Here is a 23,384-nt window from a genome sequence, read left to right as displayed (position 1 = left end):
TGGCGCTCCTAGAATCGTGCTACTACTACCGGCAACAGGAAGCGGTGATGGCGCTACCTACCACCGGACCGGCCAGAGCCCGCGGCATTTCGGGCTTGTCTCGGTGCCGGCCGTTCCCGTGAAGGACGTCTGGGTGGGTCGCGCATGAGGGAACTCGGGTGCTGGTACCTCATGCTAGGGACAAAACGAAGGAAAGCACGAAGCCGGCGGCGGTACTCAGCGCCACTGCCGGTCCCCCGTGCTCGAACGCCTCCGGCATGAGGGTGTCCGCCAGCGCGGCGATCACTGCGCCAGCCGCGAAGGCCAGCGGCAACGAGATGGTCTTAGGGTCACTGCCGGACAAAGGCCCGGCGCCGATTATCACGGCGATGACCAGGACAGCCGAGCACAATCCCCAGAGTCTAACTATGGCAGGCGTGGACATGCCCTGGCTGCGCATTGAGGCTGCCCCGACAAGGGCCTCGGGCAAATTGGAGACGAAGATCGCGGCTAGCAGCGCCAGCCCTCCGGTCCCCTCCCCGAGCGAGACGCCCAGCGCGAGATTCTCCGGTACGCCGTCCAGCGTGGCGGCCGCCAGCAGAGCCAGGCCCGCTGCACCCCGCGTGGACGCCGGCGAAGGCGCACGGCCCGCGGCGGCGGCATCAGTGTCAAGCTTCGCGCTGCCCCGGTGTTCGTCCGCTGGAACCGGGTTCTGGCCTGCCTGCGCCCAGCGGTCTAGCAGCGCGCTCAAGACAGTGAACACGACTGCACCAACAAACAGGCCGATCGCTGCGAGCCAAATGCCGCCGCGCTGGAAGGCGTCCTCGAATAACTCGAAACTCAGGGCCGTAATTAAGGCGCCTGCCGCGAAGGACAGGATGATCGCCAGGAGCCGCTTCGGCAACTCGAAACGCACCCCGATGAATGCCCCCAGAATCAAGGCACTGGAGGTCACGACACCAAAGAGCAGCGACATTGCCACACGGTTATTATGGTTCTTTGCGGAAACCGAAGACAACCGCAAGATAGAGCCCAAACTCCTCGCACGTAACCTCACGAGGATAAGGGCTTTGGCTAAGGCCCAAGAAAGCAAATTTCAACCTGGATGAATTCGGCGAACTGCCCGGTGGACAGCCCGGTTCAACATCTCGTTGTCCTTGAAACCGGAACACCGTTGGGGGGACACTCCCCCTGATATGAAACCGCTCGGAATGCGCATCACACTGTCGTCCCGTAAGTTGTTTCATCATTCCGGCCACAAACAAGCCGTCACAGTAGTAATCCTCGGTGCGGGTGCAGGTGCATGTGGTTGCCGGGTAGGCGCCTGTATCGACGGCTATACAGAATCTAGCCCGGGTCCTCTGGCCGGATGACGAGGGCCACTACCACTCAGCCTGGCTACCGACGGACAACGTCCGGCTCCTCGCGGACTCCGAAGGGACGTCACCGCCTGCCGCCAGTGCCCGCCCGAACTGCGGGCCGATGAGCGAGCCCGCCCCCGCTTCCCTGCCCAGCTAGTAAGGCGGGACAGCACGGTCAGCTTCTTGGACGAACCATCCGGGGTGTTCGGAAAGGGCCCGCGCTTCGGCTTCCGCCTTGCTGGCGGCCATGCCGAACCAGACCGCGGTGCGCTCGAGGCCATTTGTCACCACCACCCGCCACCGATACTTCCTAGCCATCATTAAGGATGTACTTGCGCCTGGCCTGGGGGCAATCGGATCCCGGGTTCCTCCCGGAGTAGTTCTGTCTGGAGACCAACAAGGGCAACACCAGGCAATTAACCCTTTAGTCGTGGAGGCAGGCGCCCATTGCTTTGTTGGAAGTCGAGGTTCCCGCGCCTCCATCTCCGTGAGGGACACAACTAAGGGCTCTTCAACCATCTACGTGTCCTCCACGATGCAGTGGCCCTGATGGCAATCGACATTCCACCGACACCGGCAAGACCTCCCCGTTGGATCATCCTGGGAACCGAAGTGGGACGGATGCCTTCACTGCACACTGTCAACCCGTAGCGCATCTGCGAGAAGACATGGAGGTCATCGCGTCGAACGTCGGCGGCCAGAAGGTCCGCCTGCTGCCGGTCAGATAACTGCTTCCGCGTCGAAACGCGCGTCGCCGCTCAGCTCCGACATGTGCCGCTCTCACGTGCCTCGTAAATAACGATGAACACGCCGAGTCGAGCAGAAGGCTGCGAGACATAGTTACGTCAATTTCGGCTTGCAATCGAACTTGCACGATTCCGCGAAAATTGAACCAGAGAAGCCGAACATTCTAGTGGGCACGACAGCCGGGTCCGGCGGGAGCCAGGCCATAGCGGGAGAGCTGGGCACCGTTGTCCAACAGGTGCCAGCGGGGCAGCGTCCCTGGCACATCGAATGCGATGTGGATCTTACGCCGATTGTCCGGGATCATTCCGGGTCCACGCCGGGCCAGTCGGCGGCTACCAAACGATTTCCATCATGGCGGTGTTCAGACCGGAACCAACACCCATGCACAAGACCCGGTCCCCGGCGTTAAGTGACTGCGCCTCGGCGGCGAGGGTCATGGGGAGGGAGGCCGGGCCCACGTTTCCCCAGTGCGGGAACGTGATGGGCACCCTGTCCGGGTCCAGGTCGATGGCGTCGATGATGGCCTTCGTATAGGCATTGCTGACCTGGTGCGTGACGTAGCGGTCCATCGCGCCCCAGTCCCACTCCGGCTGGGCCTCGTGCCAGGCGTCCACCACGAGCTGCAGGCCGCCGTCGAGCAGGCCCTTGGTGTCGGTGGCCATGCCGTCGATCCCGCCCACGCACAGTTCATGATGCTCCGTGCCGGCCCGCATCACGCCGCCGACGATCCGGTGCGCGCCGGGGTGCTCGTCCGCCGGGCCCAGCACCGCTGCAGCGGCGCCGGAGCCCAGGGTGAGGGTGGCGAACTCGCGGTTGAAGTCCTCGCGGGTCGTCTCGGGCCGCTGCAGCCTGGCCAAAGTGGCCTCCTGCGTGGCCTGGGCATCTTCACCGTTGACGATCATCGCGTACTTAATCTGGCCGGAGTCAATCATGTTGGCCGCCAGGGCCATGCCGTTGACGAATCCGAGGCAGGCGTTGGCAAGGTCGAAGTTCATGGCCGACGACGGCAGGCTTAGTCCGTGGTGGATCTTCACCGCGACAGACGGTTCGAGGTTGCGCCGGGTGACCGAGGTGTTGATCAGCAGGCCGATTTCGGATGCCCCGACGCCGGCCTCGGCCAGGGCCTTCGCGCCCGCTTCGACTGCCGCATCATCGAACGATGTCCCGGCGGCCCACCAGCGGCGGTGCGTTATTCCGGCAACGCGCTCCAGCAGCCTCGGCGGGAACTTCAGCCGTTGCAGGGTCGAAGCCAACCTCCGGTCGAAATCCATGGAACTCACGATCCTCGGAGCCTCGACACTGCTCACCGAAAGCAGCGCGGTATTGATATGCCGGAAGGTTGCATTCCCTGCCAATTCAAGCCCCTGTTCGTTTCCGTCCTGCATTCATGCTCCATAGTTCTGCGAACTCAAGTTGATCGGGTCTTCGCGCGTGCGGGCTGTCCCCGCTTCGAACATGTTTTCTCCCCGGCGTCTGGGGGCGCGTTTTGTGGATCTTGTCCCGTCGGCGCCGTGGTTCGGCTTTTGTCCTCAGCTGCTACGGTCGGTCCAAAACCGGCAACCCGAACTCCTGTAGGGGCAGGTGGCGGTGAGGTTTGGGGCCGGCCGCAGCTCGGGGGCGGGTTCTTAGCTGTTTCCGGTGTGGACGATGCTTGAGGGGTCCTGTTGGTGGGCCGGTGCGTCGGCGAGGCCGTCGGGCGTGAGGTCAAGGTCCTCAATTCTGGTGAGGTTTTCCTGCCCGTTAACGGTGGTGGCTGGGGGTGCGGTGGTGGGGATGGTGTTCGTCATGGTCGCCGGTCTCTCTGGTCCTGCCCTTGGGGCAGAGGGTGGTGGTGGGTTAGCGGGGCAGTTCCATCTGGAAACCGCACCGGCATCGCAGTACCTCGGTGGAGAGGTAGGCGGCCAGTGAGTTTACGGCGCCTGACCGGCCAGGAGATGTCCGCAGCGTGGTTTCAGCCCGGGGCCCGGTCAGGGACATCGGTTCTCCGCAGTGGAAGTAGCCGTCGCTCCGGTGGACCAGTCCTTCTTGCTTCGCTGAGTGTGTAGGAAGGGTCGCGAGGTGCTCTTCGGTCGTGTCCAGCACGCGGGACCGGCGGCAATTGGAGCAGTGGACTGCCACGACTAGAGTGCCTGTCTGCCGGCCGGTGATGGCCGGGGATTCGGCCACGAGGTGCTGGTCGGTGTCACAGTTCGCGCACCAGGGGTGTTTCCGCGGGGCTGATGGGCGTCCCGGGGGATGTAGCTGTTCGAAGTTGCAGTCAATGTAGTCAGACCACGGCGTGGTAGCTGGTCAAGATGTAGTCCGCAGCCGCAGGGCCCTTCATGCGCAGTTTGTACCTGGGATGGAGGCGCTGTCTCATCGCGGCCCTGAAGGTGTGCTCTAACTCTCGCGGGGTTTGGGATACGTAGCACCAGCTGGTGTACAGCCCGTAGAAGGCATCCCTGTCAAGAGTCGAGTCGGACTCCGGGTCACGGTAGGTGGCTTCCCGGAGGAACTGGTCGAACTGTGAATGTGCCACGGTGGCTCTTTTCACTACGGTGCGCGTGTCCGCCGTTCGGCTACAGCGGCCTCAAGCTCAATGCCGTGCACGGGACATTGAGCGGAACTGCGGGAGTATCGGGTTCTTCGGCTCCGGCAGGCCAAACACTGGTCAGACCAGGATGAGCCTGGCGCAGCACCATTAGGTGCCGCGCCAGGATCTCTCAGTTTCCGGCCGGGGCCGGAAAAGCGCGGGTTAGGCGTTGTTGCGGTGAACGCGGTTGCCGGCCTTCGCCAGGCCACGGGCCACCATCAGGCCGACGGTGAGCCAAGTGATGTACTGCATGGCGTCATTGGCGTTGAAGACGTCGACACCGTTTTCGCTTGCGTTGTCGCCCACCACTGCGGCGGTGATGATGGTGGCGATGACCGCGGCTACGTAAACGGCGAACTCGAGGGTCCGGGTCGAAACCTTGATGTCGTTTGCGTTGCGCACAGTGGTGGAGTGTTCGTTCTGGGAGTGTGTAGTCATGTGGTTCTCCTTGAGGTGATGTGAGCAGCCGTGGCGGCCTTGCAAACCCTGATCCCTCTACTGAAACCATGTCGACAACTTCTCTACACTGTAGACTTTAGGTGTAGACGAAATAATAAGCAAGCTTACGTATCTTTTGCATGGGTGGGCCTCACATATCGAACAGGAGCGGACCCGCCGATGGCCTCTTCCGAGAAATCCGACAATCTAAGAGGTGCCCGGAAGGCGCGCCTGAGCCGGGATCTCGTGCTTTCCACCGCGCTGGCGCTGGTGGACGCTGAAGGACTGGACGCCCTGTCCATGCGCCGTTTGGGGCAGGAGCTCGACCGGGATCCGATGAGCCTTTACCGTTATGCAGCCAACCGTGCAGCCCTGCTGGACGGTGTCACTGAAATGGTGCTGAACGAGCTGGCGATTTTTCCTGATGACCCGGATTGGCAGGCGCAGTTGCGTCGCATTGCCCACGACCTCCGGCTCTTGGCGCTGCGGCATCCCAATGTCGTCCCGCTGCTGGTTACCCGGCCGCTGTCTACTCCTCTGGGTATGCGTCCGCTGGGGACTCTGCGTCCATTGGAACAGATCCTGGCGCTGCTGATAGAGGCCGGCTTCACGCCGGCAGACGCCCTGCATGTTTACCGCGCGTATTACGGGTTTCTCTACGGACACCTCCTGAACGAACTCCAGGAATACATCGTGGACCCGGAGGAAAACGAAGCCATCCTGCGCCTGGGCCTGCACCGTCTTCCGGCCAAAGACTTTCCCCACCTCCGCGCCCTAGGCCCGGTCCTGGCCGACTACGACGGCGCCGCCGAACTCGACCAAGGACTCACCATCCTTCTCACGGGCCTCGCAACACAGCTCTCCCCGACCCACCACCACTCCGACGGTGACGCACCCCTGGAGCAGACCGGAGGGCCGCGGTGACTGTTCGGGCGAAGCCTTCCTGAAACCCGACGAAGGAGGTGGGCGCGTCGGCGCCTGGGTGGTCGTGGTGTGTCACGCTGCCATCCTGGCTGTGTGTCGGCGAAGCCCGAGAGTCTAGTCCTCCAGGTCGAAGTCGAGATCGAGGTCTTCGACGGCACCCAGTTCCCGCCAGGTGGACCCGACCCGGTCAGCACTTAGGGTGGCGGCGATGGGCATCCGGTCCACGGTGATCAGCTGGTCAAGGTCCAGTCCGGTAAGCTCGGCGATGTCCCGTATCGGGGCCTGGAAGGTCCGGAACGGGCCCAGCGGCGGGACGTCCTCAACACCTCCGGGCCGCGGCACATCCGGTATGTTGGCTAGTTGTGGGGTCTGGTCCACCACGTAGCCGGTGGCCGCCAGCTCGCCCTGGTGGGATGAAGGCGGCGACCTTGAAGAAGCGCAGCGGGATGTCCACGCCCCGGTACACCGGATCGAGGGCACTGAAGATCGGACCGGTGAAGACCACGACCCGGCTCCGGTACTGGGCGGCGTGCTGCTGAAGGTAGTCTTCGATGCCCAGCCACAGTTCCATGCCCTGGTTGAACTTGGCCGCCTGCGGGGCGGCGTTGGTGTAGTGGAAGGTGTCCTCGTTGGCCTGCTCGGCCTCTGCAATGGCATCACCCCAGACGGCCGATGAGCGCCGGACCAGGTCTCCGCGGTCGAGGTCGTTCCGGGCGTAGACCCGCTCCCCCGTCTGCTGCTCCGCGGGAAGCCGGGGATCCAGCCGCCAGTTGATCCCGGACCGGTCCAGGTCCATGAGCTTCTCGCCGTCGATCCCCACGCCGGTGACCGCGGCCAGACGCTTGTCCAGGCGCATCAGCACCGAGAAGTGCGTATACAGCAGCAGCGCGGTCTCCGCACGGGCGGCGAGTGCCGGTAAGGGCACGTGCACGCCCAGGAAGTTCTCGTCTAGGCCTTCCCGTTCGGCTAGTTCGTCGCCTTAGTGCCGGGAGTCGCGGTCAGGTCTGTCAGCAGTTCATCCATGGGCCGGACCTTACCAGCACCACCGCCACCGGAACGGCCCTGCCGAGAGTGGTGCCGCATGTGCCCGGACAGGTCACTATTCGGGCTGGACACCAACGCTCAGCATACTTACCTTTAACCCGTGACCGTGATGCGCTTGGCGTGCCAACCCGAACGGCACGACCGGCGCCGGCCATAAAGTCCAGCAACACGCACAAGGAGAGCGCCATGACTACAGCACGTGAAATCATGACCGGCGGCGTTGAATGCGTCGGTGAAAACGAAACCCTGGAAGCTGCTGCCCGGAAAATGAAAGAGCTGGACGTCGGCGCGCTGCCAATTTGCGGAGAGGACAACAGGCTCAAGGGTATGATCACTGACCGCGACATCGTCATCAAATGCTTCGCGGAAGGTGGTGACCCCCGCACGGCCAAGGCCGGGGATTTTGGCCAGGGCAAGCCGGTGACAATCGGCGCGGACGATTCCATCGAAGAAGCGATCAGGACCATGGGAGAGCACCAGGTCCGTCGGCTGCCGGTCATCGACGGCCATGACCTGGTCGGTATCCTCACGCAGGCAGACGTCGCCCGGAACTACCCCGAGGACCGCGTCGGAGAACTCGTGGAACTCATTTCCTTCTACTAGGCGCCGCCGACGCCGTCAGCCTATGGGGCGTTGACATGAACCGGGTCCAAAGGTAGCCCGCCGTCGGACCAGCGTTGGGCTTCGAGGATTAACCGAGGCCGTCTTGGCCCAGGGAGCCTGTCCTCAGCGCGCGTGACCACACGTAGAAGCTTCATGGTCAGGGCAGGAGCCCTTACAGCCGCCGCTGCCCTCTCCGCCTGTTCTGGAGTATGCCTGTTCTGGAGTAAGTATGGATCGTCCGCGGGAAACTTCGCTGAACCTCGCTGCTCTGAGTGCCACGCCCGGCAAGGAACCGGCCTCGGCACCTGTTCCGGGACAGCATGCTCTGGGCCTCGAATCTGCACGGGACACATTGCTCTATATGCCGGCGGGCATACCGGGTGTACAGCCGGCCCCGCTTATTCTTTTGCTCCACGGCGCCGGGGGTGAAGCAGCAGGAGGGTTAGCGCTACTGTCCGCCTTTGCCGAAACGCACAAGATCATCCTGGCAGCACCGTCTTCGCGTACCTCAACCTGGGATGGCGTACGAGGAGTCTTCGGCCCCGATGTCAAGGTGATTAACCAAGCACTGGAGCGAATCTTCCACATGGTCTTCGTTGACCCGAAGCGCATCGCTGTGGGCGGTTTCTCGGACGGGGCCTCCTACGCGCTGGGTTTGGGCCTGGCAAATGGGGACCTCTTTTCCCGGGTCATAGCGTTTTCCCCAGGGTTTGTCCCTCCCGCCCCGCGCTATGGGAAACCCCGCCTTTTCGTTTCACACGGAGACGGCGATACCGTCCTGCCGATTGACCGAACCAGCCGCCGGTTGGTGCCCCTCCTAAGAGCGGACGGCTATGACGTCACCTACCGAGAGTTCCCGGGCGGCCATACGGTACTCACCGCCATCGCCAGGGAAGCTATCAGCTGGCTGGGCTGGCAGACGTAGAGGAACCGAATGCGCTTAAGCGGCGTTCCCGCCGGGCCTACCCCGAGACACTGAAGAAGCCTTTCGGGTCGTCGGCGCCGAGCAGGTCGTGATGGAACACGATGGCATCCACTGGCCGGGTGCCCACGAACAGGACCGCGACCTCGCGGGAATGGACGACGGTGTACCGGACGCGCCCGTCCAGCCAGGAGTGGATGCCGGTGTACTCCTCGACGAACAATCCGTCACCGAGCAGTCCCCGCCCGGCTAGCAGGTCGTAGACAACATTCCAGGCGAGATCCATCAGTTCATGGATGGCCGCCTCCACCGTTGGAGCCGTCATAGTTCCATCGTCCTCCCGGTCACCGACAGGATTGCGGGTACCGTGCGGCGTGTCTTCCAGATGATGCATCTTGATCGGCACGGTGGTTGTCTTGAACTGCTGGCTTGCCCACCATGGAACTGTGGGAATGAAGGACGGGCGGCACCGGATCGGGTTTGCCCTGTGCCTGCTGATCCCTCTAAGCGGGACTGCGGGGTGCGTCTACGAATACCCGGAACCCGTGCACCCCCCAACCCCTGACCCGACGCCGGTAGCAGGGCCCCCTAAGCCCTACACTGATCCTCAGGTCCGGGAGCGCGAGGTCAAAAGCTACGCTGAGCTGGACCGGCTCCTTAAGGCAGCGCCGGGGCCAGTTCTCCTTTCTGAGGAGGGGCCACTCGATGGCCCCCTCAGGGGCTTTGGCACGACGGCGAAGGTGCCGGCAGCCGGGCTGTACACGGTCACTGCAGCCTGTGTTGGTGCTTCCAGCGCGAAGGTCGCCGTTGGACAGGAGCACCCCGGCGCCCCCTTTCGGCCGATGGAGCTCGCGCTGGATTGCGCCGGGACCACTTCACAGGTCATTGCAATTGAGCAGGGGTACCTTTTCGCTCATCTGCTGCTGCCCAGCCCGGGCGATACGCCGTGGACAGGGGCAGTGGGCGGAGTACGTGTGACGCTTGAGGTGCATTACGCCTGCTCCGCGTCGGCCTCCCCGTCGTCCTTGAGTTCGCCGGCAGCGACGCGCTCAGCGGTGCGCCGATAGGCCTCGGCGATGTAGTCCTCGAGGTCGTTGGCCCCGATGCGCCAGATGGCCCGGCCGCCGACCTGGATGGCGCGAAGCTCACCGCTCCTAACCAGTGACCGGATGAGGCTTTGCTTCACGTTTAGCTCTTCAGCTGCCTGGTGGACAGTCAGGAATCGGTGTTTCTTGGGATCATCGGACACCGGACCATCCTATGCGCAGGGGCGCTCCGGAGAAGGCTCCTAGAATGGCGGTAATGACCGAGTATTGACAGCCTTAGGAAGGCCGTCCGGGTGTCCTCCGGCCGAGATCCTGGTTGCTCGACAGCAACGGCATTTCGATCTAGGCGGCCGACCAGCAGCCCATGTGTGCCTAAACTTCAGGCTGTGATGACCCTTCCTGTAGATGACGAGGACGAAGTCAAGCAGTGTCGGCAAAGTTAGTCCCCTGCCTCTGCGGGCGCTTCCCGCGAGGTCTGGAAGGCATTCGGCTACCGGCGTAGATTCAGATCACGTGACAAGCGGGGGCTTAAAGGAGCCAGCAGTGGCCGGATGGAATGCAGACAACGCGGCGGGTCCTGTGGGACAAGGTGCAGTGACACTCGTGGAAGGATCGTCGTTCTGCATATCGCTGCAGAACGGGGACATCTTTCCCCATCATCCTCATGGAGTTTTTCACGAGGACACCAGGATTCTGTCCCGCTGGTGCCTGACCGTCAACGGTCAGCCGGTGGAGCCCTTGGGTGCCTGGACGCCAGCACCGTACCAGGGAATGTACGTTGGCAGGGCCGTGGGTACTGATGGCCGGGCAGATAGTCCGCTGACGGTGGAGCGCAGGCGAGAGCTGGGCGGAGGCATTCTCGAGGACATCACGATCCGCAACCATGCCCTGCAGCCAGCCGCCTGCGACGTCGGGCTGTTTATGGACACGGATTTTGCGGATCTGTTTGAGGTCAAGGACGGACGGTTTCACCGGCAATGGGAACAGACCCGCCGGTGCGAGGTCGGTTCGGTGACGATGGAGGCCGTTTGGCAGGATGTTCGGAAGGGCGTCATCATTCGGGCACCCGGCGGTGAGGCCGGGGCGGATGGTCTCCTCTTCCACACCATGATTCCGGCCCACGGGGAGTGGAGTGTCAGGGCGACCGCGGAGCCGATCCCGGACGGGAGCGTTCCGGCCCCGCCGTCCTTCCACGCCAGTTCGGACACCGTTTCACCTCAGTTCCGGCGGCAGCAGTCCTGGGATGCGAGTATCCCGCCCGTCCGGATAGGGAACAGGTCCCTCGAGCGAACCGTCTATCGCAGCTACTCTGACATCGGTGCTCTGCGCATCGTCGACCCGCAGCATCCCGACCGGATGGTCGTTGCCGCCGGGGCACCGTGGTTCATGGCGCTGTTCGGCCGGGACTCATTGCTGGCCTCGTTCATGGTGATGCCCATCAACGCACCGCTGGCCCTGGGCACACTGCAGACACTGGCCGAGCGGCAAGGAGTTGTGGTTGACCCAGTAACCGAGGAACAGCCCGGACGGATCCTGCACGAGGTGCGGCTGGGTGTTGGCGTGGGCTTAGCACTGGGCGGGAAATCGGTCTATTACGGCACCGCCGATGCCACGCCCTTGTTCGTGGCCCTGCTCGGCGAAGTGAGCCGGTGGGGACTTGCCAATGAGGATATCGCCGCTCTGGTGCCCCACGCCGACCGGGCCCTGGAGTGGATCCGGGACTACGGGGACCGTGACGGGGATGGGTTCGTCGAGTACGAACGCCTTAACGACCAGGGCCTCATCAACCAGGGCTGGAAGGACTCTTGGGACGGGATTAATTTCGCCGACGGCCGCATAGCTGAGGCGCCCATCGCGTTATGCGAAGTGCAGGGCTACGTTTACAGCGCATACACTGCCCGTGCGTGGATGGCTCACGACGCCGGCGACCGCATGCTGGCAGGCGAGCTCCGGGGCCGTGCAGAGCTGCTCAAGAAACAGTTCAACGAGCAGTTCTGGCTGCCGGACCGCGGGTACTACGCGATCGCACTGGACCGCGATAAACGTCCGGTCGATGCCTGCGCCTCCAACATGGGCCACTGCCTGTGGTCCGGCATCGTGGATGAGGACAAAGCCCGGCAGGTTGCCGATCGGCTGATGTCCCCGGAGATGTTTAGCGGCTGGGGCGTGCGCACCCTGGCGACTGACATGGGTGCCTACAACCCGGTCAGCTACCACAACGGCTCCGTCTGGCCACACGACAACGCCCTGATCGTCGCGGGCCTGCTGCGCTATGGGTTCGTGGAGGAAGCCCAACGGCTTGCCTCGGCACTGATGGAAGCCGCCGAATACACAGACCACAGGCTGCCCGAGCTGTTTTGCGGTTACAGTCGCTCAGACTACCCTCAGCCGCTCCCCTATCCGACGGCTTGCTCGCCCCAGGCCTGGGCCGCAACAACCCCGATAATGCTTATCAGGAGCCTCCTGCGCTACGACGCACACCTGTCCCTGGGCGGCCTCTGGATCGACCCGGTCTTGCCGGAGTCGTGGGGAGACTTTAACGCCACGAACGTCGACATGGGTGGGTCCCGATTCTCTTTCAATGTGTCGGGCTCCCGAGTGGATGTGATGGATCTGCCGGAAGGAATTGTGCTCCACCGGGGAATGCGCCCTTCGCTGGCTGACCTTGAGGAACTCGACAAACTCCGCCCGACGGAATAACGGATAAGCTGGGGTACTTCCCCCAGCGGCCCTGGCCAAGCCTTGCGCTTACCGCGTGGCAATCGCCTTTGACGCCAAAGCGCGGCAGACACCGGGTTGTGCCTGCCGCACTTTCGGCCGCGATTGGGCTGGAAATCACCAGCGTTTCGCGCTGCGGCGATGTCCACGGCACCCTGCATCCCTGCGTGGTGGCAGGCGGCCTGGATTACGGACGGAGCCGGCGCGGGACGGCAAACACGACCCCTGCGCCGACGACGGCAAAGATCGCGAACATGTAGAAGTTCAACTGCCAACCAAGCGCCAGGCTGGCGACCGCGCCGCCGATGATCGGGCCGCAAATTGCCCCGACCCTGCCGACCCCCAGCGACCAACTAAGGGCGGTAGCGCTGAGTGCCTGGGGGTAGTGGGTCGCACAGTAGCCGCCAACCAGAATTTGCGTGCCTACCGAGCCAAGACCAGCGAAGGCAACGATCACCAGGAGCACGGCAAGCGGCAACTGCAGGGTCAACATGAGGATGGCCGCGAAGGCCAACACGAAAGACGCCGTGACGACCTTCTTGATGCCAATCCGATCCGCGATGACCGAAGCGCTCACGGAACCAACGATGGCTCCGGCATTCAGCACCAGGAGGAACGTCAGGGAATCCCCCAGGTTGAACCCAGCCTGCCGCATGATCTGCGGCAACCAGGTGTTCAGGCCATAAACGAGGAGCAGGCCGCAGAAGTTCGCCAAGGCAAAAAGAACGGTCGACAGGATGAATTTGCGGGAAAAAATCGTCCGGAGACTGGATTTTTTGGCCGGACCTTCAGCCGAGTCCTGGGAGGAAACGATATCCGAATAGATCAGGCCGTAGCGCTCAGCCGTGTCTTTCGCGTCCGCACTGCGCCCGCTGCGGGCGAGGTAGGCCACGGAATCGGGCAGCAGCTTCCACGCCACCGGCAGAAGGGTCACCAGCGGCAGTGCGCCGATAGCGTACAGCCAACGGAAATCGATGTGCGGTAACAGGTTGATCGCCAGGATGGACGCCCCCACGCCACCGAACGAATAGCCGCTGAACATCACGGCGTTGGCAATTTGCCGCCGCTCTTTGCGGGCGTACTCAACCGTCAGGGCGATACAGGTGGGAACAACGCCGCCAAGGCCGAGCCCTGTGAGAAAACGCAATGCGCCGAAAGTTTCGGCTGACGGCGCAAAGGCCGTGATCAGCATGCAGGTCGAAAACACCGTGATGCTCGCCAGCATGATCCGGCGCCGGCCGAGCCTGTCGGTGAGCATCCCGACTGACATGGTCCCAAGCAGCATGCCGATGAGGGCCAGGCTGCCGATGAGGCCGGCCTGTGCCGTGGTGAGTCCCCATTCCTGATACTTCAGGATGGAGGGAATAGTGGAGCCGTAGATGACGAGGTCATATCCGTCAAAGACGATGGTGACAAAGCATAGAAGGAGGACTGTGCGCCCCTTCCAGGCCGGTGTGGCCTCGGTTCTTATTGCCGTTGGCAGTGACTGCGCCATGAATGCCTCTCGTTCTCACGATGCGGTATGTGGTGTGGATCACGCCAATGATGTCACGGCTTCTTTACGACAGTAAAGATTTAGGCATACTTTCTTTGTAACGATCGTCATAAGACCGTAATATCGAGTGGAGGTTACCGCCGAAGGCTCTCTGACGGCAGCTCGCCGAACGTGTCGAGGTAGAGAGCCGAGAAGCGGCCCTGATGGGAAAAGCCGCAGCGCTCGGCTATCGAAATGATGGTCTCCTGCCCGGGCTCGGCCGCAAGGAGCATCTCCCTGGCCCGATCCAGCCGAACCCTCCTCAACAGCTCCGACGGCGTCGCCCCGACTTCGGAGCGAAGGGCCAGCTGGAGGGTGCGCACAGAAACCCCCAGGTTCTCGGCTATGTCCGGTACCGCGAGCTCCTCCGAGGCGTGACGTTCCAGAAGGTCCCGGAAACGCCGGATCAAGCGGCTCTCCGAATCCGGATTCAGCCCTCCCTGCACCGCCGTGTTATCCATTGCCATGAGCAGTCGCGACAGCATGGTGTCCACGAGGAGCCTCTGGACGAAGACAGGAGCGGTGCTCGAGGCTTGGCTGATCATGTCGTCGTGCAGTTCCACGACGGATCTCAGGAAAGCCCGCCCCGCTGACCCGGTTAAATCCATCGCATAGCCGAGCTTCACGACACCCCGCGGCTTGTCCCCATACAGCTGCTCGGCCACCGAAGCAAGTGCAATACGCCTCACGTAAACAATCAAATGCGGTGTTCCGCGATCCCACGTCATCGAAAAGGGGCGGTCGATCGGTGGAACCGACGCCGTTCTGGGGCTGGACTCTACCGCGAAGGAGCCCACATCCATATGCGCGTGGCCGGCGAGGGGAATCTGGACCAGATGGAAGTTCTCCAAGCCCTGCGGATTAATGCGGACCTCCGCGCCGTAATCCAGATACTCGATCCCGACGTCACCCCGATGGAGGGACCTCAGTTTCATGTCCACCGACCCGGCACGGGCCTGCGGAACCAGATCATGGCCACAGAACAACTCGGCAATCTTCTGGTGGGCATCGTCGACATCCGTGGTGGCCACGGTGGGGCGGCCCCTAAGGACGTCGCGCGGAAGAATTCTCACCATCGAGCACCTGACTTCCCCGGTTTTCGTATTTCGGATGAGCCCTGCGCCAACTGGATATACCGGTTTTCAGGGTGTGAATAGAGTCACTTTTAGAACAAGTATGACGCACGTCATAGAAATGCAACAACGAAACCCGTTGGAAGGGGTGAGCAGAGATGAAGAACGTCAAGCTCGTGCACGAGCGGCGTATGGAATGGGAACGGACTCATCCGAAGCCCATGCCCAGGCCCGCTGCCAAGTAGCCACTCCCCCGGGTATGACGAACGTCATGCGCAGGAAACACTGTTGATCCCACAGATTCATCATGAAAGGTTTGACCATGTCAGGACTCTCAGGCAGGACCGCAATCGTCACCGGCGGGGTAACCAAGATCGGCCGGGGCGTTGTCGCAGCGCTGCGCGAGGCGGGCGCCACCGTGGTGGTTGCCGATATTGACGCCGATGGAGGCGCCCAACTCAACACCATGGGCGGCGGCGTCAGCTTTTCGCACACTGACATCACGGATGATTCAGCCGTGTCCCGGCTGATGGATGACACCGCAGCATCGCACGGCAGCATCGATGTCCTCGTCAACCTGGCCTGCACCTACAAAGACGACGGTGCAGCATCCGGCCGGAACGACTGGCTCGACGCACTAAACGTCAACGTCGTGAGCGCAGTCATGGCAAGCAAGGCGGCGCGACCCTACCTGAAGGCGTCCCAGCACGGAGCCATCATCAATTTCACCTCGATCTCCAGTTCGGTTGCCCAGACGGGCCGCTGGCTCTACCCGGCGGGCAAGGCCGCGCTCGTCCAACTGACCCGGAGCATGGCAGTAGATTTCGCCGAAGACCGCATCCGGGTCAACTCGGTCAGTCCGGGATGGGTCTGGAGCAACATCATGGACTCCCTGACCAACGGAAACATTGATAAAACGGACGCCGTGGCTGCTCCCTTCCACGTTCTGAAGCGAGTCGGACGGCCCGAGGAGATCGGAGCCGTCGTTGCCTTCCTCGCCAGCGACGCGGCCAGCTTCGTGACCGGTGCTGATTGGGCGGTCGACGGCGGGTACTCCGCCATGGGGCCCGAACGCGCCGAGGAAACCATCCCCTTACTCGCCGATGAAACGAGGTGACGACAAGTGAACGACATCAGGTTCGTGCACATGGGCCACCCCGGATGGGAACAAACCCACCCCGAACCCGCCCCGAGGCCGGGCCAACTAGCGACTCCCCCATTCATCCACGGATGCCGGGACAGTAGAAAGACAAGGGCAACAACATGACACAACGCCACATCACCATCGTCGGAGCGGGACAGTCCGGCCTGCAGCTGAGCATTGGTTTGCTCAAAGCCGGCTTCGCAGTGACCACGATATCCAACCGCACCGCCGAAGAAATCTACGAAGGCAAGGTCTCCTCCAGCCAGTGCATCTTCCACAATGCACTGGAACACGAGAGGGCGCTCGGCCTGGACTTCTGGCCTGAGGCTCCTACGGTCGATGGAATCTCCTTCACGATCCCGCACCCAGACGTCGCCGGGCAGAAGGCCATCAGCTGGGCGTCCCGCCTCGATAACCCGGCGATGTCCATTGACCAACGCGTCAAATTCCCCCGGTTCATGGAGGAGTTTGTGGCCCAGGGAGGCGAGCTCGTGTTTGAGGACGCCGGCGTCGAGGACCTCGAACGCTACGCCGTGAACTCCGATCTGGTCATTGTGGCCGCCGGCAAGGGAGAAATTGCACAGCTCTTCACCCGCGACGCCGAGCGCAGCGCTTACGACGCACCCCAACGTGCCTTGGCCCTGACGTACGTGAAGGGGATGAAACCCAGGGCAGAATACTCGGCCGTTTCCTTCAACCTGATTCCTGGGGTCGGCGAATACTTCGCTTTCCCCGCCCTCACCACAACCGGCCTCTGCGAAATAATGGTGTTTGAAGGCATCCCCGGCGGGCCCATGGACTGCTGGAAGGGCCTGACGCCCTTGGAACACCTGGAAACGTCCAAGAACATCCTGAAGCAGTACCTGCCCTGGGAAGCCAGCCGCGCCGCCGACGTCGAACTGACCGACCCGAACGGCTTACTGCAAGGCCGCTTTGCCCCCACCGTTCGGCATCCCGTTGCCACCCTGCCCAGCGGCCGGAACGTCCTGGGCCTCGCCGACGTCGTGGTCCTCAACGACCCCATCACCGGTCAGGGCTCCAACAACGCCAGCAAATGTGCGGCCTCGTACCTGCGGAGCATCAAGGAACACGGCGAAGCCTCCTTCGACGCAGCGTTTATGCAGGCGACTTTCGAAAACTATTGGAACTATGCCCGGCACGTGGCCCATTGGACCAACGCCCTTCTGGCTCCCCCGCCGCCGCATGTTCTTGAACTCCTGGAAGCCGCCGGCCAGTCGGCCGAAATCGCCAACCGCTTCGCCAACGGCTTTAACAACCCGCCGGACTTCCAGGAATGGTTCATGTACCCCGACAAGGCCGCCGCGTACCTGGCAAGCGTGAACTCCGTGGCCGCATCCTGACCGCCGCTCCATCTCCCCAGGTAAACAACTCCTTTGAAGGAAGCCCTAAGATGCGAAAGATTGCAATAATCGGAGCCGGTGAATCAGGCGCCCAACTGGCCTTGGGCCTGCAGCGGGAGGGGTATGCCATCACCCTGTTCTCGGACCGGTCGGCAGCCCAGATCCGCACCGGCAAGGTCATGTCCAGCCAATGCATGTTTGCCACCGCCCTCGCCGCGGAAGCCCAGCTGAGTTCAGCTCTGACCAACCTCTATGACGGTGCAGTCGTGCCAGGAATCAACGCCATCCGGTTGCGTGTTGAAGGCGAACACGGGGCGGATGCCATCGAGTGGGAGGCGCCCCTGGAGGGGACGGCACGCTCAGTTGACCAGCGAATCAAAAGTGCCGCCTGGATAGAAGCCTTCGTAGCCGGCGGCGGTGATTTCCGCATCGAGAATGTCACCCCGCGCATGTTGGAGGAACTGTCACGCGACTACGAACTCGTCATTGTCAGCACCGGCAAGGGAGAGATCGGCCAAATGTTCCCCAGAGACAGGTCCAAGTCGCCTTTCGATCGGCCCCAAAGAGTCCTCGCACTGAACTACGTCTCGCCAGGTGCGCCAAACGGTGAGCAGGACGAGCAGCTCAGTGACAGCATCCGCATGTCCGCCGTGCCCGGCGTCGGGGAATTCTTTACCTTTCCCGGGCTGACCGTTTCCGGGCCATGCCAAATGATGGTCTTTGAGGGCGTCGTAGGCGGCCCCATGGACAGATGGGCCGACGTCGGAAGCCCGGACGAGCAGCTGAGCCGCTCACTGGAAATTCTGGAGGAGCATTTTCCCCATGAGGCGAAAAACTTCGCCGGCGCACGACTCACCGACGACGGGGCTACCCTGCTTGGCCGGATCACCCCAACCGTCCGGTCCGCCGTGGGCGAGCTGGCCAACGGCAACGTCGTGTTCGGACTCGGAGACGCCGTGCTGCTCAACGATCCGCTGACCGGGCAGGGCTCCAACAATGCCACGTTGGCTTCCCGCTACTACCTTGACTCCATCGTCCGGAGGGGGCAGCAGCCTTTCGACCGGCAGTGGATGGAACGTACCTTTGACGAGTTCTGGCGCGGTTGGGGACAGTGGGCCGTGGCGTGGACGAACGACATGCTCAAACCCCGCAGGGACCACCAGCGGTCAGTGCTGGCCGAAGCGGCGGAGCACCCGGCGCTGGCCGCCAGCATCGCTGGCGGCTTCGATGATCCGCGCACCTTCTACCCCTGGTGGTTCGATCCCGCTGCTGCCGCCGAGTTTGTGCAGGCCCTAAAAGACGAAGATTCAGCGGCCTTTGACCTCAGGGATTTCAGGGGCGCCCTGGGACAATTCGCCACCGGCGTCACCGTGGTCACCACCCTGGGTGTCGACGGACGAAAGGTGGGGATGACCGCCAATTCCTTCACGTCCGTTTCGATGGAACCCCCGCTGGTTCTGTGGTGCCCCAGCAAGCGGGCGCCAAGCCTTGCAGACTTCGAGGAATCCACGCATTTCGCCATCAACATCCTCGCCAGCGACCAGCACGTGCTGTCACGACAATTCGCCACCCCGTCACCTGACAAGTTTGCCGGCGCGGAAACCTCGGAGGGAATCGCCGGGATCCCGCTGCTGGATGGAGCCGTGGCCACCTTCCAATGCCGGACGGTATCCCGCCACGACGCCGGCGACCATGTCATCTATGTCGGCGAGGTCGAGAAATACGAGAACGCCGGAAGGGATCCCCTGGTGTTCCATGCCGGCAAGTACCACGCAACGGCCAGCCATCCAGACTTCTGAGAGGACGGAGCGCTCCATGGACGATTCCACTGACATTGCGATTATTGGTTCAGGGATCAACTCCCTCGTGGCTGCTGCGGAGCTTGCGATGGCCGGGAAGCGCGTTTGCCTCATTGAACGGGCCGGCAGGCTCGGCGGCTTCATCCACTCAGCGGAACGGACTCTGCCCGGTTTTATCCACGACTCCTTCTCCTCCTGGCATCCCTTGTTCGTTTCGGGAGGCGCTTACCAGGCATTGGGAGAAGAGCTGCATGCCAGGGGTTTGGAATATTGCAATGCCGACGGCGCCGTGACGGCCAGCGTGGCCGCCGACCCCAGGACGGGGCACCAGCGGGTCATCGTTGCCCATCGCGATCCGGTGCTCACGGCTTCGGCTTTGCAAGCCGGCGGGGATGAAGGCGCGTACCTGGCGATGCTGGAAGACCTCGGCCGCAATGCCGGCACCATTTTCGGTGCGTTCGGCGCTGAAATGCGATCTTTCAAGGATGTCGTGAAGATTGCCGCCGGCGCCCTGAGGCGAGGGAAAGTCAAGGGTACCGAGGCTTTCGTGCGGGATTCGGTGATGAGCGGCCGCAATTACCTCCGCAGCCGGTTTGATGGATGGGAAGCAGATCAGCTGTGGTCCCCATGGCTCCTGCATGCCGGCCTCGGCCCAGACCAGGCGACCGGCGGCGTGATGCTTCCGGTCATGGCCTTGAGTATGCATGGCCATGGTCTCCCCGTGGTGAAAGGCGGGGCATCGAACTTTGTTTCGGCTTTTGAGTCGCTCCTGCAGGACAACGGGGCGCGGATCATGCTGGACACAGACGCCGAGGAAATACTCGTCGACTCCAAGGGGGCAACGGGTGTGAAAACCTCCCGCGGCCTGGTCAGTGCCCGGACTGTCCTGGCGAATGTGTCTCCCCAGGCCCTGTACTCTAAGCTGTTGCGCCGGCCACCGGCCGGGGCGGCCGAGGCGGCGGCGCGCTATCAGAACGGCCGCGGGGCGATGCAGATCCATCTGGCCCTGAGCAGACCGGTCCAATGGCTGGATTCCCGATTGGATTCGGTGCCCCTCATTCATCTGAGCAACGGTTCCGACAGCACAGGAATTGCCTGTGCCCAAGCTGAGGCGGGGCTGCTGCCAACTGAGCCTACCGTCGTCGTCGGTCAGCAGTGCGTCCTGGATCCGTCCAGGGCACGCGGGCAAAGCCACGCTGTGGCTGCAGCTGCAGGAAGTGCCGTTCGCACCGGCGGGCGATGCCGCCGGGAAGCTCAACGTCGACGGCGGCTGGACCCAGGAGCTCAAGGAGCGGTACATGGAGCGTGTCCTGGCCAGGCTCGAACACTTTGCACCGGGTACGAGGGCTTCCGTTTTGGCCTGGGACACCCTGGCACCGACCGATCTTGCCGCGGAGAACCCCAATGCCGTCAAGGGCGACCCCTACGGCGGATCCGCAGAACTCTTCCAGAACCTCCTCTGGCGCCCCTTCCCCCAGGCAGCCAACCACAGAACCCCGATCAAGGGCCTGTGGCACATCGGCGCGTCCACCCACCCGGGCCCCGGGCTATCCGGCGGATCGGGCCACTTGGTGGCCCAAAAACTCAAATGAACCCCCACATCAACCCGACAGGAGAACAATGTCTGTTCTAAACGGGCTCACCGCAGCCCTGTCAGCCGGCGTCGTCGAAGTCGTCGACCTCACCACGCCGCTCAGCGGTGACACGCCGATCCTGAACCTTCCGCAACCACTCGCCAACACGGTTGGACTCTCGCTGACTCCGGTGAGTAATTTCGACGACGCCGGACCTGCCTGGGCCTGGAACGACGTCACCGTGGGCGAGCACGCCGGCACGCATCTGGACGCTCCCGTCCACTGGATTACGGGACGGGACGGAAAATCCGTGGACCAGATCGAGCCGAAGCGCCTGGTTGGCCCGATCGTCGTCATCGACAAATGCGCCGAAGCCGCCCAGGATCCCGACTTCCTGCTGGAGCCGGAACACCTTGAACAGTGGCAGTTGGATCACGGGCAACTGCCGGAGAACTGCTGGGTGATCTTCAGGACAGGCTGGTCCGCCCGCGGTGGAAACAGTGCGGACTTCGTCAACGCGGACGAAAACGGGCCGCACACCCCCGGCGTCTCGCCCGCCGGTGCCAAGTGGATCGCCGGCAACGACAGAATTAGCGGCTTCGGAGTCGAAACCGTTGGCGTAGATGCCGGCCAGGCGGCGACCATGGACCCCATGTTCCCCGTCCACTCGTTTCTCCTTGGCGCAGACAAATACGGGCTCACGTCACTGCGCAACGTAGACCGCCTGCCCGTCACCGGGGCGACCATCGTGGTCGCGCCGTTGCCGATAGTCGGTGGCACCGGCAGCCCCAGCCGGGTCTTTGCATTGGTGGAGGGTTCATGAACGAGAAAGTACAGGTGGCGGCCCTCGTCGGCAGAACGTTGGCCAGGCTCGGCGTCGGCCACGTCTTCGGTGTGGTGGGGAGCGGCAATTTTGACGTGACCAACGCCCTCATCGATGAACGCGTTCCCTACACCGCCGCCAGGCACGAAGGGGGCGCGGCAACCATGGCCGATGCCTACTCCAGGATGTCCGGCAAAGTCGGTGTGCTGACAACCCACCAGGGGTGCGGGCTCAGCAATGCCGTCACGGGCATCGGCGAGGCAGCCAAGAGCCGTACGCCACTCATCGTGCTCACCGCCGACACCCAGGCGGCTGCGGTCCGGTCCAATTTCAAGATCGACCAGGATGCCCTTGTCCGCAGCGTCGGGGCAGTTGCCGAACGGATCCACTCCGCCGAAACAGCCATCGCAGACACTGTCAGGGCCTTCCGCACCGCGGTGAACGAACGCCGGACCGTCGTCCTCAACCTGCCGCTGGACGTTCAGAGCGGTTTTGCGGCGGATCTGACCGGATCCGTCGAGGTGCAGGGGCCGGCCCGGGTCCGGCCTGATTCCGCGTCCGTAGAACAACTGGTCGCCCTCATTTCCCAGGCCCAGCGCCCGGTGTTCGTCGCAGGACGGGGAGGCAGGGACGCCCGGGATTCCATCCTGGCCCTGGCCCGGCACGCCGGGGCGCTCGTGGCTACCTCGGCCGTGGCCAATGGCCTGTTCAACGGCGATTCGCACAATCTGGGCATCTCCGGCGGCTTTTCCTCTCCGTTGACTGCGGAGCTCATCACCGGAGCCGACCTCATCGTCGGATGGGGATGCACGCTGAACATGTGGACCATGCGTCACGGTCGGCTGATCTCCCCCGGAACAAAAGTGATCCAGATCGATGTCGAAGATTCATCGTTGGGCGCCAACAGGCAGATCACACTGGGCGTGCTGGGCGATTCCGCCCTCACGGCTGACGATGCATTGGAAGCCCTGCGCAGGATCCAACCAGCCTCGGCGGAAAAATACCGCACCGAGCAGAATGCGCTCGCCATCAAACAGGGCGCACGGTGGCGGGACGTGGTAACACCGGACCTCAGCACCGCAACATCGATCGACCCACGGGTGATCAGCCGGGAACTCGATTCACTCCTTCCCGCGGACAGGATTGTGGCAGTGGATTCGGGCAACTTCATGGGTTACCCCAGCCAGTACCTGGCGGTGCCGGACGAGTTCGGCTTCTGCTTCACCCAGGCCTTCCAGGCCATTGGCCTTGGCCTCTACACGGCGATTGGAGCCGCCGTTGCCCGGCCTGACCGGCTACCGGTACTGGGCGCGGGCGATGGCGGGTTCCTAATGGGCATCAGTGAACTGGAGACGGCCGTCCGGCTTAAACTGCCGCTGGTCTGCATCGTCTACAACGACGCCGCATACGGCGCCGAGGTCCACCACTTCGCAGAACATCACGGTCAGGAGGAGCTGGCCAGCGTCTCGTTCCCGGAGACAGACATCGCGGCGATCGCCCGGGGATATGGAGCCGACGGCGTCACTGTCCGGACGCTTGATGACATGCAGCCGGTGCGGGAATGGGTTGCGGCCATCCGCGACGGCGGGCAGGACCGGCCCTTGGTGATCGATGCGAAGATCGCCTCGGACGGTGGCTCCTGGTGGCTGGCGGAGGCTTTCCAAGGACACTGATCCCCCCGGATAAAGAGACCGGGACACCTGCGAAGGGGGCTGGGGTGTG

The 23,384-nt window shown here is 63.1% G+C and carries 23 protein-coding genes and 1 pseudogene; 12 read left to right on the top strand and 12 right to left on the bottom strand.

Annotation, left to right across the window (positions count from 1 at the left end):
* Window positions 1-169: 169 nt before the first annotated feature.
* The 6 genes from J7I85_RS00755 to J7I85_RS00730 form a co-directional block, all read right to left on the bottom strand.
* Window positions 170-955: a ZIP family metal transporter gene (locus J7I85_RS00755; protein WP_251023769.1), complete on the bottom strand. Its 786-nt coding sequence runs from the start codon at window positions 953-955 to the stop codon at window positions 170-172.
* A 538-nt stretch (window positions 956-1,493) separates the two neighbouring features.
* A complete protein-coding gene (locus tag J7I85_RS00750) occupies window positions 1,494-1,658 on the bottom strand; it encodes a hypothetical protein (protein ID WP_214845333.1) in 165 nt (54 codons plus the stop codon).
* Window positions 1,659-2,419: 761 nt separating this feature from the next.
* Window positions 2,420-3,472, bottom strand: coding sequence for a 3-oxoacyl-ACP synthase III (locus J7I85_RS00745; protein ID WP_214845331.1), 1,053 nt, complete (start codon window positions 3,470-3,472; stop codon window positions 2,420-2,422).
* 240 nt (window positions 3,473-3,712) lie between these two features.
* Window positions 3,713-3,874, bottom strand: a complete 162-nt coding sequence (locus tag J7I85_RS00740) for a hypothetical protein (RefSeq protein ID WP_214845328.1) — start codon at window positions 3,872-3,874, stop codon at window positions 3,713-3,715.
* A 479-nt stretch (window positions 3,875-4,353) separates the two neighbouring features.
* Window positions 4,354-4,605, bottom strand: a complete 252-nt coding sequence (locus J7I85_RS00735; RefSeq protein WP_214845326.1) for a hypothetical protein — start codon at window positions 4,603-4,605, stop codon at window positions 4,354-4,356.
* A gap of 216 nt (window positions 4,606-4,821) precedes the next feature.
* Window positions 4,822-5,097 carry a hypothetical protein gene (locus J7I85_RS00730; protein ID WP_214845324.1) on the bottom strand — a complete coding sequence of 92 codons (276 nt, stop codon included), beginning with the start codon at window positions 5,095-5,097 and terminating at the stop codon, window positions 4,822-4,824.
* A gap of 180 nt (window positions 5,098-5,277) precedes the next feature.
* Between J7I85_RS00730 and J7I85_RS00725 the strand changes: the two genes are divergently transcribed.
* Entirely contained in the window at window positions 5,278-6,021 is a 744-nt protein-coding gene (locus J7I85_RS00725; protein WP_214845322.1) for a TetR/AcrR family transcriptional regulator C-terminal domain-containing protein, read from the top strand.
* A 114-nt stretch (window positions 6,022-6,135) separates the two neighbouring features.
* Here J7I85_RS00725 and J7I85_RS24775 read toward each other — a convergent pair whose 3' ends face one another.
* Both J7I85_RS24775 and J7I85_RS00720 read right to left on the bottom strand, forming a co-directional pair.
* Window positions 6,136-6,363 carry a hypothetical protein gene (locus tag J7I85_RS24775; protein WP_251023762.1) on the bottom strand — a complete coding sequence of 76 codons (228 nt, stop codon included), beginning with the start codon at window positions 6,361-6,363 and terminating at the stop codon, window positions 6,136-6,138.
* Window positions 6,341-6,946: a DNA/RNA non-specific endonuclease gene (locus tag J7I85_RS00720; protein WP_308159347.1), complete on the bottom strand. Its 606-nt coding sequence runs from the start codon at window positions 6,944-6,946 to the stop codon at window positions 6,341-6,343. Before J7I85_RS00720 ends, J7I85_RS24775 begins: the two co-directional genes overlap by 23 nt.
* 305 nt (window positions 6,947-7,251) lie before the next feature.
* Between J7I85_RS00720 and J7I85_RS00715 the strand changes: the two genes are divergently transcribed.
* The 3 genes from J7I85_RS00715 to J7I85_RS25460 all read left to right on the top strand — a co-directional run bounded on the left by J7I85_RS00715 (window position 7,252) and on the right by J7I85_RS25460 (window position 8,593).
* Window positions 7,252-7,668, top strand: coding sequence for a CBS domain-containing protein (locus J7I85_RS00715; protein WP_214845320.1), 417 nt, complete (start codon window positions 7,252-7,254; stop codon window positions 7,666-7,668).
* 132 nt (window positions 7,669-7,800) lie between these two features.
* Entirely contained in the window at window positions 7,801-8,097 is a 297-nt protein-coding gene (locus J7I85_RS25855) for a twin-arginine translocation signal domain-containing protein (protein WP_214845318.1), read from the top strand.
* Between the two features lie 124 nt (window positions 8,098-8,221).
* The gene (locus J7I85_RS25460; RefSeq protein ID WP_214845316.1) at window positions 8,222-8,593 is read left to right on the top strand and encodes an alpha/beta hydrolase; all 372 of its coding nucleotides are present in this window, start codon (window positions 8,222-8,224) and stop codon (window positions 8,591-8,593) included.
* Window positions 8,594-8,630: 37 nt separating this feature from the next.
* Here J7I85_RS25460 and J7I85_RS00700 read toward each other — a convergent pair whose 3' ends face one another.
* Together J7I85_RS00700 and J7I85_RS00695 are read right to left on the bottom strand one after the other, a co-directional pair.
* Window positions 8,631-8,915: a hypothetical protein gene (locus J7I85_RS00700; protein ID WP_214845314.1), complete on the bottom strand. Its 285-nt coding sequence runs from the start codon at window positions 8,913-8,915 to the stop codon at window positions 8,631-8,633.
* 666 nt (window positions 8,916-9,581) lie between these two features.
* Window positions 9,582-9,839: a helix-turn-helix domain-containing protein gene (locus J7I85_RS00695; RefSeq protein WP_214845312.1), complete on the bottom strand. Its 258-nt coding sequence runs from the start codon at window positions 9,837-9,839 to the stop codon at window positions 9,582-9,584.
* A 340-nt stretch (window positions 9,840-10,179) separates the two neighbouring features.
* Between J7I85_RS00695 and J7I85_RS00690 the strand changes: the two genes are divergently transcribed.
* A complete protein-coding gene (locus tag J7I85_RS00690) occupies window positions 10,180-12,336 on the top strand; it encodes a glycogen debranching N-terminal domain-containing protein (protein ID WP_214845310.1) in 2,157 nt (718 codons plus the stop codon).
* A 205-nt stretch (window positions 12,337-12,541) separates the two neighbouring features.
* On the opposite strand, the gene J7I85_RS00685 is transcribed toward J7I85_RS00690, so the two are convergent.
* Window positions 12,542-13,849 (bottom strand): aromatic acid/H+ symport family MFS transporter, encoded by a 1,308-nt coding sequence (locus tag J7I85_RS00685; protein ID WP_214845308.1) that lies wholly within the window; start codon window positions 13,847-13,849, stop codon window positions 12,542-12,544.
* A 134-nt stretch (window positions 13,850-13,983) separates the two neighbouring features.
* Complete coding sequence (locus J7I85_RS00680) at window positions 13,984-14,919, bottom strand: AraC family transcriptional regulator (protein WP_308159346.1); 936 nt, start codon at window positions 14,917-14,919, stop codon at window positions 13,984-13,986.
* Between the two features lie 364 nt (window positions 14,920-15,283).
* On the opposite strand from J7I85_RS00680, the gene J7I85_RS00675 reads away from it, so the two are divergent.
* The 7 genes and pseudogenes from J7I85_RS00675 to J7I85_RS00650 all read left to right on the top strand — a co-directional run bounded on the left by J7I85_RS00675 (window position 15,284) and on the right by J7I85_RS00650 (window position 23,335).
* Entirely contained in the window at window positions 15,284-16,078 is a 795-nt protein-coding gene (locus J7I85_RS00675) for an SDR family oxidoreductase (protein WP_214845304.1), read from the top strand.
* Window positions 16,079-16,224: 146 nt separating this feature from the next.
* Window positions 16,225-17,466 carry a styrene monooxygenase/indole monooxygenase family protein gene (locus J7I85_RS00670; protein WP_214845302.1) on the top strand — a complete coding sequence of 414 codons (1,242 nt, stop codon included), beginning with the start codon at window positions 16,225-16,227 and terminating at the stop codon, window positions 17,464-17,466.
* Between the two features lie 50 nt (window positions 17,467-17,516).
* Entirely contained in the window at window positions 17,517-19,265 is a 1,749-nt protein-coding gene (locus J7I85_RS00665) for a flavin reductase (RefSeq protein ID WP_214845300.1), read from the top strand.
* A pseudogene (locus J7I85_RS24770) lies at window positions 19,159-20,271 on the top strand (phytoene desaturase family protein); the annotation flags it as partial. The gene J7I85_RS00665 and the pseudogene J7I85_RS24770, both read left to right, overlap by 107 nt.
* 91 nt (window positions 20,272-20,362) lie before the next feature.
* Window positions 20,363-20,857, top strand: coding sequence for a hypothetical protein (locus tag J7I85_RS24765; protein ID WP_251023770.1), 495 nt, complete (start codon window positions 20,363-20,365; stop codon window positions 20,855-20,857).
* A gap of 28 nt (window positions 20,858-20,885) precedes the next feature.
* Entirely contained in the window at window positions 20,886-21,662 is a 777-nt protein-coding gene (locus J7I85_RS00655) for a cyclase family protein (protein ID WP_214845298.1), read from the top strand.
* Window positions 21,659-23,335 carry a thiamine pyrophosphate-binding protein gene (locus J7I85_RS00650; RefSeq protein WP_214845296.1) on the top strand — a complete coding sequence of 559 codons (1,677 nt, stop codon included), beginning with the start codon at window positions 21,659-21,661 and terminating at the stop codon, window positions 23,333-23,335. The genes J7I85_RS00655 and J7I85_RS00650 overlap by 4 nt, the downstream gene beginning before the upstream one ends.
* The last annotated feature ends 49 nt before the right edge of the window (window positions 23,336-23,384 follow it).

It is taken from the genome of Arthrobacter sp. ISL-65 (genome assembly GCF_018613795.1).
Lineage (GTDB): Bacteria > Actinomycetota > Actinomycetes > Actinomycetales > Micrococcaceae > Arthrobacter.
The sequence above is the reverse complement of the archived record's forward strand: the minus strand, read 5'-3'. Positions and strand labels throughout refer to the sequence as shown.